Origin of the sequence: Shewanella saliphila (assembly GCF_014648295.1) — a bacterium.
In the GTDB taxonomy this organism is placed as follows: domain Bacteria; phylum Pseudomonadota; class Gammaproteobacteria; order Enterobacterales; family Shewanellaceae; genus Shewanella; species Shewanella saliphila.
Genome location: NZ_BMQV01000005.1, coordinates 126,602 through 141,557, shown reverse-complemented (window position 1 = coordinate 141,557; position 14,956 = coordinate 126,602). Strand labels below are relative to the sequence as shown.

General features: G+C 42.6%; 12 protein-coding genes. 10 read left to right on the top strand and 2 right to left on the bottom strand.

What is annotated here, in order from left to right; translation table 11 throughout:
- The first annotated feature begins 372 nt into the window (after positions 1-372).
- Positions 373-1,047 (top strand): DUF2238 domain-containing protein, encoded by a 675-nt coding sequence (locus tag IEY48_RS04565; RefSeq protein ID WP_188917708.1) that lies wholly within the window; start codon positions 373-375, stop codon positions 1,045-1,047.
- A 320-nt stretch (positions 1,048-1,367) separates the two neighbouring features.
- Here IEY48_RS04565 and IEY48_RS04560 read toward each other — a convergent pair whose 3' ends face one another.
- Positions 1,368-2,252, bottom strand: coding sequence for a DMT family transporter (locus tag IEY48_RS04560; RefSeq protein ID WP_229786322.1), 885 nt, complete (start codon positions 2,250-2,252; stop codon positions 1,368-1,370).
- A gap of 542 nt (positions 2,253-2,794) precedes the next feature.
- On the opposite strand from IEY48_RS04560, the gene IEY48_RS04555 reads away from it, so the two are divergent.
- Genes IEY48_RS04555 through IEY48_RS04540 form a run of 4 tightly spaced genes read left to right on the top strand, consistent with a single transcriptional unit; the run spans position 2,795 to position 7,190 of the window.
- Complete coding sequence (locus IEY48_RS04555; protein WP_188917705.1) at positions 2,795-3,958, top strand: hypothetical protein; 1,164 nt, start codon at positions 2,795-2,797, stop codon at positions 3,956-3,958.
- Positions 3,959-3,972: 14 nt separating this feature from the next.
- Positions 3,973-4,377 (top strand): TerB family tellurite resistance protein, encoded by a 405-nt coding sequence (locus IEY48_RS04550; RefSeq protein ID WP_188917704.1) that lies wholly within the window; start codon positions 3,973-3,975, stop codon positions 4,375-4,377.
- 3 nt (positions 4,378-4,380) lie between these two features.
- Entirely contained in the window at positions 4,381-5,313 is a 933-nt protein-coding gene (locus IEY48_RS04545) for a DNA repair protein (RefSeq protein WP_188917702.1), read from the top strand.
- An 11-nt stretch (positions 5,314-5,324) separates the two neighbouring features.
- Positions 5,325-7,190 (top strand): DNA repair protein, encoded by a 1,866-nt coding sequence (locus IEY48_RS04540; RefSeq protein ID WP_188917701.1) that lies wholly within the window; start codon positions 5,325-5,327, stop codon positions 7,188-7,190.
- 89 nt (positions 7,191-7,279) lie between these two features.
- Here IEY48_RS04540 and greB read toward each other — a convergent pair whose 3' ends face one another.
- Complete coding sequence (gene greB / locus IEY48_RS04535; protein ID WP_188917699.1) at positions 7,280-7,759, bottom strand: transcription elongation factor GreB; 480 nt, start codon at positions 7,757-7,759, stop codon at positions 7,280-7,282.
- A 194-nt stretch (positions 7,760-7,953) separates the two neighbouring features.
- Between greB and IEY48_RS04530 the strand changes: the two genes are divergently transcribed.
- From IEY48_RS04530 to IEY48_RS04510, 5 genes are all read left to right on the top strand, one after another.
- Positions 7,954-10,314, top strand: coding sequence for a Tex family protein (locus IEY48_RS04530; protein WP_188917697.1), 2,361 nt, complete (start codon positions 7,954-7,956; stop codon positions 10,312-10,314).
- Between the two features lie 195 nt (positions 10,315-10,509).
- Complete coding sequence (locus IEY48_RS04525) at positions 10,510-12,177, top strand: phosphoethanolamine transferase (protein WP_229786321.1); 1,668 nt, start codon at positions 10,510-10,512, stop codon at positions 12,175-12,177.
- Between the two features lie 9 nt (positions 12,178-12,186).
- Positions 12,187-12,597 carry a diacylglycerol kinase gene (locus tag IEY48_RS04520; protein ID WP_188917693.1) on the top strand — a complete coding sequence of 137 codons (411 nt, stop codon included), beginning with the start codon at positions 12,187-12,189 and terminating at the stop codon, positions 12,595-12,597.
- A 73-nt stretch (positions 12,598-12,670) separates the two neighbouring features.
- Entirely contained in the window at positions 12,671-13,348 is a 678-nt protein-coding gene (locus IEY48_RS04515; RefSeq protein WP_188917691.1) for a response regulator transcription factor, read from the top strand.
- On the top strand, positions 13,345-14,775 hold the full coding sequence (locus tag IEY48_RS04510) for a sensor histidine kinase (RefSeq protein ID WP_188917689.1): 1,431 nt from the start codon (positions 13,345-13,347) through the stop codon (positions 14,773-14,775). Before IEY48_RS04515 ends, IEY48_RS04510 begins: the two co-directional genes overlap by 4 nt.
- Positions 14,776-14,956 lie beyond the last annotated feature (181 nt).

Genomic DNA, 14,956 nt, shown 5'->3' with positions numbered 1-14,956 from the left:
TACTGCTTCATCTTTAAATGCCTGCGGATAACTCTTATGTGATTTTTTTAAACTCATATCGACCTCTTAATTTATTGACCATACTGTCTCAAAATTAAGTGTCCGATGGAATTAGACCAGAACAAATAAACCATTGGCCATTGAAATATTGCAATATGGGTTTATTGTATAAAAATAAAGCGTATCATCAATAATGACGCGGTGATAAATGTAATCTATGAGTCGTAGGTGTTTGTTGCCTAAGATTTTTTAGTGGTATTCATCCGTGACTATCGCTATTCATCTGTGTTTAATCGGTGATGTTGAGAGGCAAGCCTCAAGTAAGCCGTTACAAGCCATAAAATATCTTTAATTCACAATGGCCAATATACTATGGAACATAAACGATATTTTTTATTGCTTTCAATCATCTTTGTTATTGAATTTATTGTTATTTCTATCAACCCCTATAATCGAGCCGATTGGGCGCTTGAGAATGTATTAATTGTCTTTTCTGCCATCTTTGTGGTGTTCACCTATAAAAAATGTCCATTATCGCGACTCTCATATAGCTTGATATTTGTCTTTATGAGCTTGCATGAGATCGGCTCACATTATACTTATGCCAATGTTCCCTATGATGAATTTCTGCAGTCATATTTTAATTTTAGCCTTAATGAATATATGGGCTGGGAGCGTAATAACTTTGATCGATTAATTCATTTCGCATACGGCTTCTTACTGGCATACCCAGTGAGAGATTTGTATTGCAAGGTTGTTGGCGTGAAAGGCTTTTGGAGCTATTTCACGCCGTTAAACCTGATAATGTCGACATCGATGTTATATGAGTTAGTAGAATGGGGCGCAGCAGAGATATTTGGTGGCGAGCTTGGCATGGCTTATTTAGGTATACAGGGCGACATTTGGGATGCGCATAAGGATATGGCACTCGCTAGTCTGGGCGGATTTATGGCAATGGCGATAATGCTTGTGGTCCACTCTCGTATTCAAAAAGACTTTCGAGAGCAATGGCGATTAAGCTTAAGGGCAAACAATAACGGGGATTAAGCAAAGCAGAGGCAAGTCGAATTGCTATGGTTACTCAGGCTTTGTATGGCCTACGGCCTATGGCCAAACGCGAGGGTGTAACAGATTCTGTGTAACTGCAACTTAGTTAATATGCTTCACAATTCTGTCTTCGAACTCAATAATAAATCGACTTCATTAAATTCGTCGTCCCGACGAGAAAATAGTTAACAAGCATCGTCAAAAACGAGTCAGTCTCTGTTGCTTCACTCTCTCGTGAGAGTGAAGCACCATGATCTTAATGGCCGCAGGCCATAAGATCATTGATGCCACAGCTAAACCCTGTTCAATCCCACTGCCCATTAGGCTTCACGATTCACCACCCTCGAATGGACTTTTTTACGTGTTTGGCTGAGCGTGTAAACGCCGCTGACGACAACCAGTAGGCTGCCGAGTAGCGTCATGATGTCGGGTGTTTCACCAAATATGAATATGCCCAACGCTAAGGCAAATAATAAACGGGTGTAGCGAAAGGGGGCGATGACCGATACGTCGCCAGCACGCATGGCGATAGTGAGGGCATTGTAGGCGGCAACGCCAAAAATAATCGCGCCGATGATTTGCAACGATGCTGTGGTATTAAGTTGTGCGGGTTCATTTTGATATAACTGGATAGCAATACCTGCAGGGATTAATACAAAGAATCCGTAAACCCCAAGTTGCATGTTCGATAACACTGGCGGCGCTGCGCGGGTGGCTAAATCGCGGCCGGCAAAGCCTAATGTGGCGATGACCGCGAGTAGTGAGTTAACTTCAAACCCAGCGAGTCCTGGGCGGATAATCATTAATACCCCGATAAACCCTACGAGTACAGCAAGCCATCTTTTAACCCCTACGTGTTCACCAAAAAATAATGCCGCGCCTATCATGGCTATCAATGGCGTGGCTTGTAATATTGCCGAAGCGCTTGAGAGCGGAGTGAGCGTAATGGCTAAAGCAAAGGTAAATCGCCCAATCACTTCACAGGTTGCACGGATTAAAATCGGTGTTGTTATGATGGCGGGATGCAGTATCTTTTGACCTTTACGCCACGCTAGCAGCATAAAAATTAACATGCCGCCGAGGCCAAACAACGCCAGAATTTGCCCCAAAGAGGTGGTTTCGGCTGCGGACTTAATCAGCATGTCTTCAATGGCAAAAGCAGCCATTGCAACAACCATATAAATACTGCCTTTGGTATTGTTCAATGTGACACCTATTGGAAAGTAACGCGATAACAGTAACTTGATAAGCAACCCTAAATGACTTTTGCTATTAGGCATAGATAATTTTATTAATGCATTCCTTTTTATCGCCTTAACCACGCTGATTACGGCTTAGTTGGTGTTTTTTATTGCCGATAACTTGAGATTTACATTCGGTGCGAAGAGGCTGCCCCGTAATCACATAATGTATGTCGGGTAATTTTTAGTGCAAAGAGGCCGAGGTTACTTGGTTTTATTCCGCAGTAAAAATTTTGGTTATTTTTCTTATTCCTTGTCCTGTATCACTTTTTTGGCATTCTGCCTTGTAGTTGTCCGCCTTTGCACGTATGAATAATGTAGAATATCGATACACATTTAAAGTGGGTATGGGCTGTATTTATGCTATGTCATTTTCCCATGGCGTTTGATTAAATCCCGACTCTTACTGTTATTTATTCATCGAGCATTTTTGGATTTGATCTCTTCATTCCAATGATTCTTTGGGTTTTATGCTCAGTCTTTTACTTGTCACGAATGGAAAAACAATGGAAATCAGTTTAACGCACGTACTTTTAGCGGCGGTAGGAATGGGATTCTTGGTCATTATCGTCCAAGTTATATTATTTAATAAAATCAAACTTGTACAAGCGGATGTGTCGCAGAAAAGCATTGATGCCAACGCACAGTTGTCTAGCACGGTAGAAGCCATACCTCATTTGGTTCAAGCGCAAATCCACACAGGCGTTGCTGAAATCACCACGGCTGTCGAGACTTACCAAAATAAAAGCCTGCAATCATTTAAGGCAGTTAATCAACTTATTTTAACTAAATTACAAGAGACGCAGACTGAAAATACCAATATGTATAACCAGTTACAGACATTGGTTGAGCAGTTTAAGCTGGTATCGAGCCAGTCTGCAAAATTACAGCAACAAACCTTATCGACCATTGTTACTCAGCTGGGCAGTAACCATAACGAAGCACAAGCCAGCATCAATGAAACTCGTCGTCAGTTGGACACCGCCTTACAGGATTCGCTATCGAAAGTCTTAGCTCAGTTAGGCAGTGATCATGGAGAAATGCAAAACCATGTCAATGAAACCAATCGTCAGCTGAACACCGCCTTACAGGATTCGTTATCGAAAGTCTTAGCTCAGTTGGGCAATGACCATGGTGAGATGCAAAACCATGTCAATGAAGCCAATCGTCAGCTGAACACAGCGATAAAGCTTGCTCAGGTCGAAGTTGGTAAAGAATCTAACAAACTGCTGTTTACCTACAAGCAGCAACAATTAGCGAATTTAGAGACCTTGTCTGGCTTAATTCAAAACTTGCGGGTGCAAAATCTGGTTGAGCTAACTAATGAGCTTGCTCAACATACCGAGCTAACTGTCGACACCCAAGATTTTGTTAAACACCTAGGCGAATGCAAAGTTGTTAAGGTTGAAGATAAACACAGCGGCCAAGTGACTCAGATATATTACGAAAATGGCGTAAAACACAGTAGCGATACCTTATTAGGCGAACAGCTTAAGTATCAGATGTTTTATGATCATGACGGCAAGCTGGTTAAGGGCATTGAGTATGATGAGCAGCAGCGAGTGAGCTTTGAGTATTTATATGACGCTGCAGGCGAAATTAACCAGCGTGTTGAATTCGCCTATGATGCCAACGGCAAGCAAGCTGAACCCATTAGTAAAGTTTATTAGAGTAAGGTGACTTAATGTATTTGAGTGAACTATCAGTAGCAGAGCGTAAAAATTTCCTGGAGCTGGCTTATTGCACCATGGGGCTCAACGGCAGCTACAAAGAACAAGAAAAAGCCATCTTCGAGTCATTTACCCACGAATGTGGCATGCCAAGTTATCAACTGAAAAAACAAGATGATATCGATGGCGTCATTAAGCTATTAACCCGGAGCGAGGTGAAAAACCGCCGGATTATTTTAGTGGAGTTATTTGGCATTGTGTTGGCCGATAATGAGTTTTGTGAAAGTGAAACTGAGTTTATGCTCAAGCTGGCTGCCGCATTTGATATTGCAGAGTTTGAGCTTAAGCGACTACAGCGCTGGGTTGAGGCGATGAATGACCTAGTGCATGAAGGTTTTAGTCTTATTATGAAGGATTAATCTATGTTTGGACGGATTGGAAGCTGGGCCTCGAGCAAGATAAGCAGCATGGTCGATAAGGTGGTTGAAGTTGGCCGAAAAGTCATCGATAAAGTCGTTGAAAAGGGCGCCAAGTGCTGGAACGCTTTTACTGGCAAAACCACCTTTGATAAAGCTGAGCAACTGTATCAAGAGATAACCGAGCGTTACGACAAAAAAAAGACACAATATGACAAGTCGAGTATTAAGCTCATCGCAGATATCGACAAAAGAGTCAGTGCCATCAACCGTTTTAAGCAAGATATATACGATGTGCAGTTTAGTCGTTTTATCTCGCTGTCTAATCGTTTACACAATGTAACGGTCAAAGGGCAACCGTTTGAAGAATTGTTTAGTGATGCCATTCTTGAAGTTAAAGCCAGTGAGTCGGTTGGCCAAAGAGAAAACCTATTTTTAATTGATTTTAACAAATTTGATTTGGTGCGAGTGGCTTCTTACGTGCTGACTCTGGGCTTTTACTCGCGTAAAAAAGCCAAGCAAACTCTGCTTAAAGTACAGGAAGAAGAAGCGCGTATTAACGAAGAAATTGCCAAAATGCAGTCACATCTACGTCAGCTTAAGGTTGTGGCAAAATCGATTGATAGCGTAGTGGAATACTTTGATGTTTTGATTAGTAACTACAGTAAGTTATTAGATCGTTTTGAGTACGGTATTCAAACTCAGCGTCACAAACAAATGAGTCAATCAGGCGATATTTTTGCGCATAAACTCGATTTCAGGCTGATCCCTATTGCTCATATTGAGGAGTTTCAGGCGTTATTTAATTTATCTATCGTGCTTAAGCAAATGGCTAACTTGGGTTACTTGTCTGAGAGCGGCAAGGTTAAGGTCGAAGATAACCAACAGGCCAAAGTCTTATTTGAAAAAGTAATATCTATTCAGGGTATTGCCGCATAAAGGATTGATTAATGGCGACAAAAAATGATTATGCCCAGCCAGTCATCAGCACAGAGCAAGTATTGAGTGAGTTGCAGGGTTGCTCACCGCTTCAGGTGAGTAAGCAACTGATCAACATGGAGTTACATGATCAGCGTGATTCATTGGCTGTGATGGCGCAGATTTATGATGAATTTGAGCAAGGCGGTAATGTCACCGATGAGCTTGTTAAGCCGCTGATACTAAACCTTTGTGATGGCTTGTTGTGCATAAAGAAGCTGGGGTTAAAACAGCGTGGCATCACTGCCACTCGCTTGGTGAGCGAGATAAATAACTTTGACTACCTGGGTTCGACTACCACCGAAAAAGACCAACGGTTTGAAAAGCAGCGACTCGACGCCGATAGCAAAAGTCATCAGGATGACAAAGGTGAATATATTCGCACCAAAGCTGATGCGGCCTCTCATACTCCAGATAATTATATGGAGGATGTGGGTAAGAAAACGGCTTATACCGATGCGTATTTCTCCGATAAAAAAAGGGTATACAGCGAACTTGAGGTTAATGATAGAGGTGAGCGTAAGCAGCTGCGCAGAAACTCGACAAGCTATAAGAATGAGCTTGAGGCCAAAGGGTTAAATGCGGTTGAACGGACCTATAATAACGATCATAACCTGCCGTTAAAGCATATTTTTGATGAGTATGGCTCGTCCAAGGCACTGTCGGTAGCCGACCTAAGGGACGCGGCGGGTAGCGCTGACAATTTTGATGTTGTCAGCCAAAAAATCAACAAGATAAAGTTAGATTCTAGCTGGAGCGATCTTAAGCAAAAAAGAGATAACCTGAAAGCTAAGCCTAAACTCAGTGCGGCTGAAAAGAAAACGCTGGCGAGTCTCGAAACCCATGTTAATGAGGCAACCTGGAATAAAGCGTTAGCACGTGAGTCTGAAGCGCGTACTGCAGTAGAGTCTCACCTGAACCAAAAGGTGGCGAGCAAACTAACAGCAGACACTAAACTGGTAAAAGGTGAGGCGCTTAAAGCGGGTTCGAAAGCCAAAGATGAGCTGGTTGATGCAGGTATTGGTGAGCTGATTATTTTGGTGGTCAAGACCGTGAGTTTTGAACTAAAAGACATGTTTCAGAATGGCATTACGCATGATACAGGTTGCTCATCAAGCATTGATGCATTCTCATTTAGAATGAAACGAGCGCTTAAATACATTACTCGCAATTTAGTCAATATAAGTTTGGGCAGTTTCAAAGATGCCGCGATGAACTTTGTTAAATACCTGGTCAATGCCATTGTCGATATGTTTGTTGGCATATTGAAAAAAGCGTTGAAAATTATCACAGAAGGCTTTAATGCCATTCTTGCGTCAATCAAAATCTTGCTGGGGGAATCATCTGGAGCCGAAAAAGCGGATGCCATAACCAAGTTACTTGCCAGTACTGTGGTGACCTATATTGGCTTTGCTTTTGAAGAGTCTGTGCTGGGCTTTATTAACAAGTTACCTTTTGGCGATGTGTTATCTGATGTTGTGATGGTGATGTTTACTGGTATCGCATCGACCGTGGTGGTTTGGCTACTGGACAAGATGGATTTGTTTTCAGTAAAAGACGAAAAGCGTGCTGCACGGGTGAAAGAAATCTTCGAGTTTCGCATCCGTCAAATTAAACAAAACACCGATGCTTTTGAGGCTGCGGCTTTGCAAACCTTAACGCAACAAAAATTACAGTTTAGGCGCATGGCCGAACAAATGAGTTTGGCGATTGATAGCGATCAAAATGTGAATGCTAGCGTGTATGCCATGGCTGATTTTATGAAGGTGGATCTTGAGATTAACACCACTGACGATTTTATGGCTTTGCTGGTGGCTCAAGATCGCATAGAGGTGTAGGCCTTTTTAAACATAACGTCTGGGCTTGTGCTGTGTAGTGCATCACAAGCCTATTTGCGTTTTAGTGCTGAATAAAATGACGCTAAACTTTAGTCTTTAATATAAGTAATTTTATTAATGTACCAGGTTTTATCGCCTTGGGGCGTGCTGACCACCGCTTCGTCGTCGACTTCTTTTTTGAGCAGTGCGCGTGCCATGGGTGAGTCGATTGAGATGTAATCTTTGCGTTCGTCGTAGATTTCTTCTGGGCCCACAATTTTAAAGGTTTTAATGTCGCCGGCGTCGTTTTCAATTTCGACTATGGCACCAAAAAACACTTTGCCTTCTTGCTCTGGAGCGTAGTAAACAATTTTTAAGTCGGGCAGCAGTTTGCGTAAATAGCGCACTCGACGGTCTATTTGCCTTAATAAACGCTTGTTAAAGGTGTAGTCTGCGTTTTCGGAGCGGTCGCCAAGGCTTGCTGCCCAGGTGACAATTTTAGTCACGGCAGGCCGTTTTTCTTTCCATAAATAATCGTGCTCAAGTCTGAGCTTGTTGTAGCCTTCTAGGGTAATTAACTTGGTTTTCACGTTTGTTACTCTTTCAGTATTGGATCGCTGATTTAACGTCTGTTTTTTTTGGGAAGCATATCACCAGTAAGAAGACTGTGCATCGCTTGTTCTTTGCTGAAGATCATAAAGCCTTTCGTACTAGCAGCGAATTAGTGGTCTTTATGCTATCTTTGGCATAATTTTATTTTAAACCATGCCGAATTCGATCCATTATGCATAATATTGCCCAGATTATCGCTCAAGAGCTTAACGTTCGTGAGCAACAGGTCACTGCGACCATTGCACTTTTAGATGATGGTGCAACCGTACCGTTTGTGGCCCGCTATCGTAAAGAAGCCACCGGTGGCTTAGATGACACTCAGCTGCGTAACTTGTTTTCACGCCTTGGTTATTTGCGCGAGTTGCATGACCGTCGCCAAGTGGTGTTGTCGAGCATTGAAGCGCAAGGAAAGTTAACCCCAGCGTTGTCGCAAGCCATTAATGAAGCAGACAGTAAAACCCGTCTTGAAGATTTATACCTGCCATACAAACCTAAGCGTCGTACCAAAGGCCAAATTGCCATCGAAGCCGGCATTGAGCCGTTAGTGGATGCTGTTTTAGCCGATCGCCAATTAGATATAGAGATCAAAGCGGCTGAATTTTTAAATCCAGAAGCCGGTTTTGCCGACACTAAAGCGGTATTAGACGGTGCGCGTTACATTTTGATGGAACGCTTTGCTGAAGATGCAGAGTTGTTGCGTAAAGTGCGTCAGCATTTAAACCAACAAGCGGTGCTTGAGAGCCGAATGGTGAAAGGCAAAGATAAAGAAGGCGCTAAGTTCCGCGACTATTTTGAATATAATGAGTTGATGAGCAAAATCCCATCACACCGCGCCTTAGCCATGCTGCGCGGTCGTAATGAAGGTGTGCTGAGCTTGTCGATGAATGCCGACCCAGATACCGAAGCCACTCAAGGCAGTTATTGCGAAGTGATCATTAGCGATCATTTCAACTTAGTATTGACTGACTCTAGCGTTGATAGCTGGCTAAAAACCGTGGTGACCTCAACTTGGCGCATTAAAGTGGCCTTGCAAATGGAAACTGAGTTTATTGGCAAAATGCGTGAAAGTGCCGAAGAAGAAGCCATTAAAGTGTTTGCCCGCAATTTAGGCGATTTATTAATGGCAGCACCTGCAGGCGCTAAAGCCACTATGGGGCTAGACCCTGGGATCCGCACCGGCGTTAAAGTGGCCATTGTTGATAACACTGGCAAGCTGGTGGCCCACACCACTATTTTCCCACATGCACCGCAAAACTTATGGGACAAATCAATCCGTACCTTAAGCAACCTAGTGGCGATGCATAAGGTAGAGATTATTGCCATTGGTAACGGAACGGGTTCGCGTGAGACCGATAAGTTAGCGGGTGAGCTTATTGCTGCTGTTAAAGAGTCGCAACCCCACTTAACCAAAGTGATGGTAAGCGAGGCGGGCGCATCAGTGTATTCCGCATCTGAGTTTGCTGCTAATGAGTTTCCGGATTTAGATGTGTCTATTCGCGGCGCAGTATCGATAGCGCGTCGTTTACAAGACCCATTAGCCGAGCTGGTTAAAATTGAACCTAAAGCCATCGGCGTTGGCCAATATCAACATGATGTTAGCCAAAGTATGCTGTCGCAGTCACTTGAAGCGGTTGTTGAAGATTGTGTAAACGGTGTGGGTGTAGATTTAAACATGGCGTCAGCGCCGTTATTGACTCAAGTTGCTGGGTTAAATAAAACCCTCGCAAAAAACATTGTTGATTATCGTGATGCCAATGGCCAGTTTACTAACCGTAAGCAAGTGTTGAGCGTGCCGCGGGTTGGTCCAAAAGCCTTTGAACAAGCAGCGGGTTTCTTGCGTATTCGCCATGGCGACAATCCGCTTGATGCCTCATCGGTTCACCCAGAAGCTTATAGCTTAGTTGAAACCATTGCTGCAGCTAAGCAGCAACCGGTTGCGCAGCTTATTGGTAACTCCGATTTATTGCGCGACATTAATGCCGCTGACTTTGTCACCGACACCTTTGGTGTGCCAACCATTAACGACATTTTGTCTGAACTCGATAAACCAGGACGTGACCCGCGTGGTGAGTTTAAAACCGCTAACTTTAAAGACGGCGTAGAGGAATTAAAAGACCTTAAGCTTGAAATGATTTTAGAAGGTGTGGTCACGAACGTGACTAACTTTGGTGCCTTTGTCGATGTGGGTGTACATCAAGACGGTTTAGTGCACATTTCATCATTAACCGACAAGTTTGTCAGTGACCCTCATACCGTGGTGAAAGCGGGTGATGTCGTAAAAGTTAAGGTGATGGAAGTGGACGTAGAGCGTCGCCGCATTGCCTTAAGCATGCGCCTAGATGAAAAGCCTGCGCCGGCCAAAATGGGCCAAGCTAAATCGGGATCACAAAAGGCTTCATTTAGTGGCAAACCGAGTCATGGTAAATCGAAGCAAAACAACCAGCCCAAACAGGCTAATAAACCGGTAAAAGCACCGCAAAATGCAGCAATGGGTAATGCCTTTGCTGATGCGTTTGCCAAACTGAAGAAATAATGTATTTACGCTGACGCATTGTTAAGTTAGCTTAATGCATTGATTTTAAAGCCCTTACTTTGTTGAGTAAGGGCTTTTTTTATGCTCTTTTAAAACTGAATGTCTACAGTCAGTAATAATTCAGTTTTTATTCAGTGGATCTTAAGTGTTTTAGTTGAATATCAACGCCAGTCGAGTTTAACGCGAGTGGTTATTGTGAAATTATTAACTGAAACATGGTCACGCATTACCCCACAAAGCATCAGTTATGAAGCGATGACGGGCATTATTGCGGTATATTTTGGCCTGGTATTAAATTTCCCCATTATTCGTAAAATTTACCAATTATCGACAGAGGGGCATGTGCTATTTTCGCTAACGCCAGCGATTTTGCTCAGTGGCTGCTTTATGGTGATCTTCAGCATATTTGCCTTTCGTTTTGTTTATAAGCCAGCAATGATTGTGCTCATTTTGTCTTCGTCTGCGGCGATGTACGCCATGCTTCAGTACAACGTTATTTTAGATTACAGCATGATCGAAAATATCTTTGAGACCAACTCTGGCGAAGCGATTTCCTATTTAAGTATCAACTCAGTGGGCTATGTGTTGGTATTTGGGATCTTGCCGTCTGTTTGGGTGTACCGCACGAATATTGCTAACCAGGCATCATTAAGCAAAGCCTTGTTTCGTCGAGTAGGATTTGTTGTCCTTGGATTAGCTGTTATTGGAGTGATGGTGTTGTTTTTTTATAAAGATTACGCCTCTGTAGGGCGCAATAATCAGTACCTCAATAAAATGATTATTCCTGCGCATATTTACAACACTGCTAAGTATATTAATCAGCGCTTCTTTAGCGAAAAATTGACGTTTAATCCTATTGGTCAAGATGCGCAGTTAGTGCCAGTTGCCAATGGTAAGCCTACATTAATGGTATTAGTGGTTGGCGAAACTGCGCGAGCGCAAAACATGGCTTATAACGGCTATCAACGTAATACCAACCCATACACTGAAAACCTAGGCATTATCGCGCTGCAAGATGTGTCCTCGTGCGGTACCGCCACTGCACACTCGCTACCTTGTATGTTTTCAAATTTAACGCGTAATGACTACAGTCGCAAAGCTGCTGACGCGCAAAATAACGTGCTTGATGTCATCAAGGCGGCAGGTGTTGAAGTCACCTGGTTTGACAATGACGGTGGCGATAAAGCGGTTGGAGCACGGATTAATAAAATTGACATTTCACCTAGCGAAAATAACCCATTGTGTGATGGTTTAAGTTGCTACGATGAAATATTAATTGAAAAGCTCACTCAAAAATTACAACAAGATACACAGGCTAGTGCCGCGTCGGGTAAAGGGTTAGCGAACCAATTTATTGCGCTACATACTATTGGTAGCCATGGGCCCACTTACTGGCAACGTTACCCAGCGGATAAAGCATCATTTACACCAGCATGTAGCCGCAGCGATATTGAAAATTGCAGTGACCAAGAGATCATCAACGTATACGACAATACCATTGCCTATACCGATTTTGTGTTGGCTCAAACCATTAAGGTACTCGAGCAATATCAAGATAAATATAACGTGGCATTGGTTTACCTGTCTGATCATGGTGAATCATTAGGTGAAAGCGGCATGTATTTACACGGCACGCCTTACAGTATTGCGCCTAGTCAGCAAACTCATGTGCCTTGGTTGATGTGGTTGCCGCAAGATTACACTCAAGCAAAAGGTGTCGACCGTGAATGTCTTGTTGAACATGCCCAAACAGCAAGCTACTCACACGACAATTTGTTTCACAGTTTGTTAGGGCTTTATGGGGTTAATACCTCGGTGCGTGACGCCGCCTTAGACATGACTAGTCGCTGTAAATTGAATTAGGACATCACCATGAGATCATCAACCACAGTGAACAAAGTAAATAGTACTGAACAACATAAAATAGTGGTTAAGCGCCAAGGAATAATGCGTTTATTGTATACCTGTAAACATACCTTTAATGGCTTAAAGTGGATGTGCCGTAACGAAGCGGCTTTTCAACAGGAGTTGATGTTGTTTGTGCCATTAACCGTATTGGCTTGTGTCGTCAATATCAGTGCTGCGCAATCAGCCATATTGGTGCTCGCATTACTGTTTGTATTGTTTGCTGAACTGGTTAACACTGCTATAGAAGTGGTTGTGGATCGTATTGGTTTAGAATTTAATACCTTATCAGGTTTGGCCAAAGACATTGCATCAGCATTTGTGTTTATCAGCATGCTGATGGCTGTGATTGTGTGGTGGGCGGTTTTATGGCCATAAGTGTTTCAATAATTGAGTACAGTGAAGCATCAGTCGGTTAATGGGTAAGGCATAAATAGGATAAGGGCACTCAATGAAAGTGTTGTTAATTGAAGACTCAGAAGCGCTGCGGCGCGGAATTAGAGTGGGGTTAGATCATTTAGGTTATACCGTTGATGAAACCGGAGATGGCTCTGAGGGCTTAAGTATGGCGTTGACTAACCAGTATGACTTTATCATTTTAGATTTAATGCTACCCAATGTTGATGGTATTAGCTTATTGAAAAGTATTCGTAAGTTAGGTAACCAAGCCAAGGTGATCATTTTGTCGGCTAAATCTCAGGCGGAAGATCGCGTTAACGGATTATTGTCTGGCGCGGATGACTATTTAACCAAACCATTTTCGTTTGATGAACTGCAAGCACGGCTGATTACCATGGGGCGTCGTGGCGAATTAAACCAACAAGCAAAAACAATTAATATTGCTGATTTTGTCCTTGATAGCAGCAATAAATCATTGTTGGTGAATGGTCAATTTATCGACCTGACTAAAAACGAATTTAAGATAGTGGAATACCTATTTAATAACCCTAAACAAGTGCTTAATCCGGAACAAATCAGCGAGGCTGTGGTGGGATCGTTTAATCATTTATCTAAAAATACCATTGAAGCGCATTTATCGTCTGTGCGTAAAAAAGCCAAAGCGGTGGGGGCAACATTGCCGGTAAAAAATAAACGAGGTTTTGGTTACTTTGTGGATGAAAAAGCATGAAGTCATTAACCTCTAAACTAATGAACACCATGACCTACGTGGTGTCGGCAATTTTGATTCTGGTGTTTTTGGCTATCGACATTAGCATTGATAACTGGGTTGATGTTGAGTTTGATAATGCACTCACCGATAAGTCTAATTATTTAAAAACGTTAGTAAAAGTAACCCCTGAAGGTACTGAGTTTGATTTTGCAGGTGAGTTTATGCCTGAGTTTGGTACCTCAACTAAAGCCAGTTTTTTCCAGTTGTGGCAAGGCGATGCAGTATTTGAGCGCTCGGAGTCGTTAAACCATTTTCCTGGAGTGGATTTACTCAAAAAAGACATGCCACTGAATAGCGCCATTTTTGCTGATGTCGATTTGCCTGATGGTCGCTCTGGGCGAGCGATGGTGGCGTATTTTGAACCTCAAGTGCCAAAGTCTTTAGGTGATGCGGCCATTAATGTTGAGCCTATGTGGCTAACTGTGGCGATTACGACAGAAGACCTCACTCAAATTTTAGTGATTATCGACTCGAGTTTGGCGATTGGTTTATTGCTGGTTATTGTGCTGATCCGCTGGGCGGTGGTGAAAGTGATTTATCGTGGGTTGGCGCCATTAAATGAGCTCAATGACGCCTTAAAACATGCAGATGTGACTCAAAAATACATTCCTTTGTCGGCTGGCGCTGAGCGCTATTTGGAAATCGAACCGATTCGGGATGAACTGAATAAATTTGTAAAAATAAGCCAGCAGTACCTGCAAACTGAAAAACGGATTACTGCCGATATCGCCCATGAACTGAAAACGCCTATTAGCGAGTTAATCAGTTTAAGTGAAGTTTATATTCGCTATCCGGATGACCAGCGTATTGCGACAACATACAAACAAGATGTATTGAATATAAGCCTTAGAATGAAGACCATAGTGAGCAACTTATTACTGCTGCAGCAGGCATCATCTGAGCATATTCATTTAAACCGCCAACAGCTCGATATCTCAACATTACTTGAACATATTATTGAAACCTTAGCGTTTAAATACCACGACATTAATAAACGCTTACTTATTGATAACCAGTTAATGGACAAACATATTTTTGCGGATGAGTTTTCATTGGATCTTATTTTAACTAATTTATTCGACAATGCGCTTTATTACAGCCCAGCGCAGTCTGAGATTAAATTGAGCTTATTTGCAGAAGATAACGGCGTGACTATTTATGTCGAAAATAAATTGCTTAAATCACTTAACTCCCATGACCTAGAGCACCTTACTCAACCGCTGTTTCAGGCTGAACAATCTCGAACCAATACCGACCGCCATGGTCTTGGCCTCGCGATTGTTGAAAATATAGCGAAAGCGAATGGCTTTACGTTTAGTTTTGGGCTGATTTCAGAAGATAAAATCCGTTTTAGTTTGCATATAACCAAGCCAGCATTGCCATGAAGAACCTGATTTTATCGCCACCAAGACTGTTGCAGGTGTTTAAGGCGAGTGACGTTGAAATAACCCACACCATCACCAACAGTATGCTGTAAATATTGATAGGCCTGAATCCTCTAGTTTGATGATAACGGCCTTGTTATACACGCTTAGTATATAAGCCATCCTTAAGACCTAACCTATT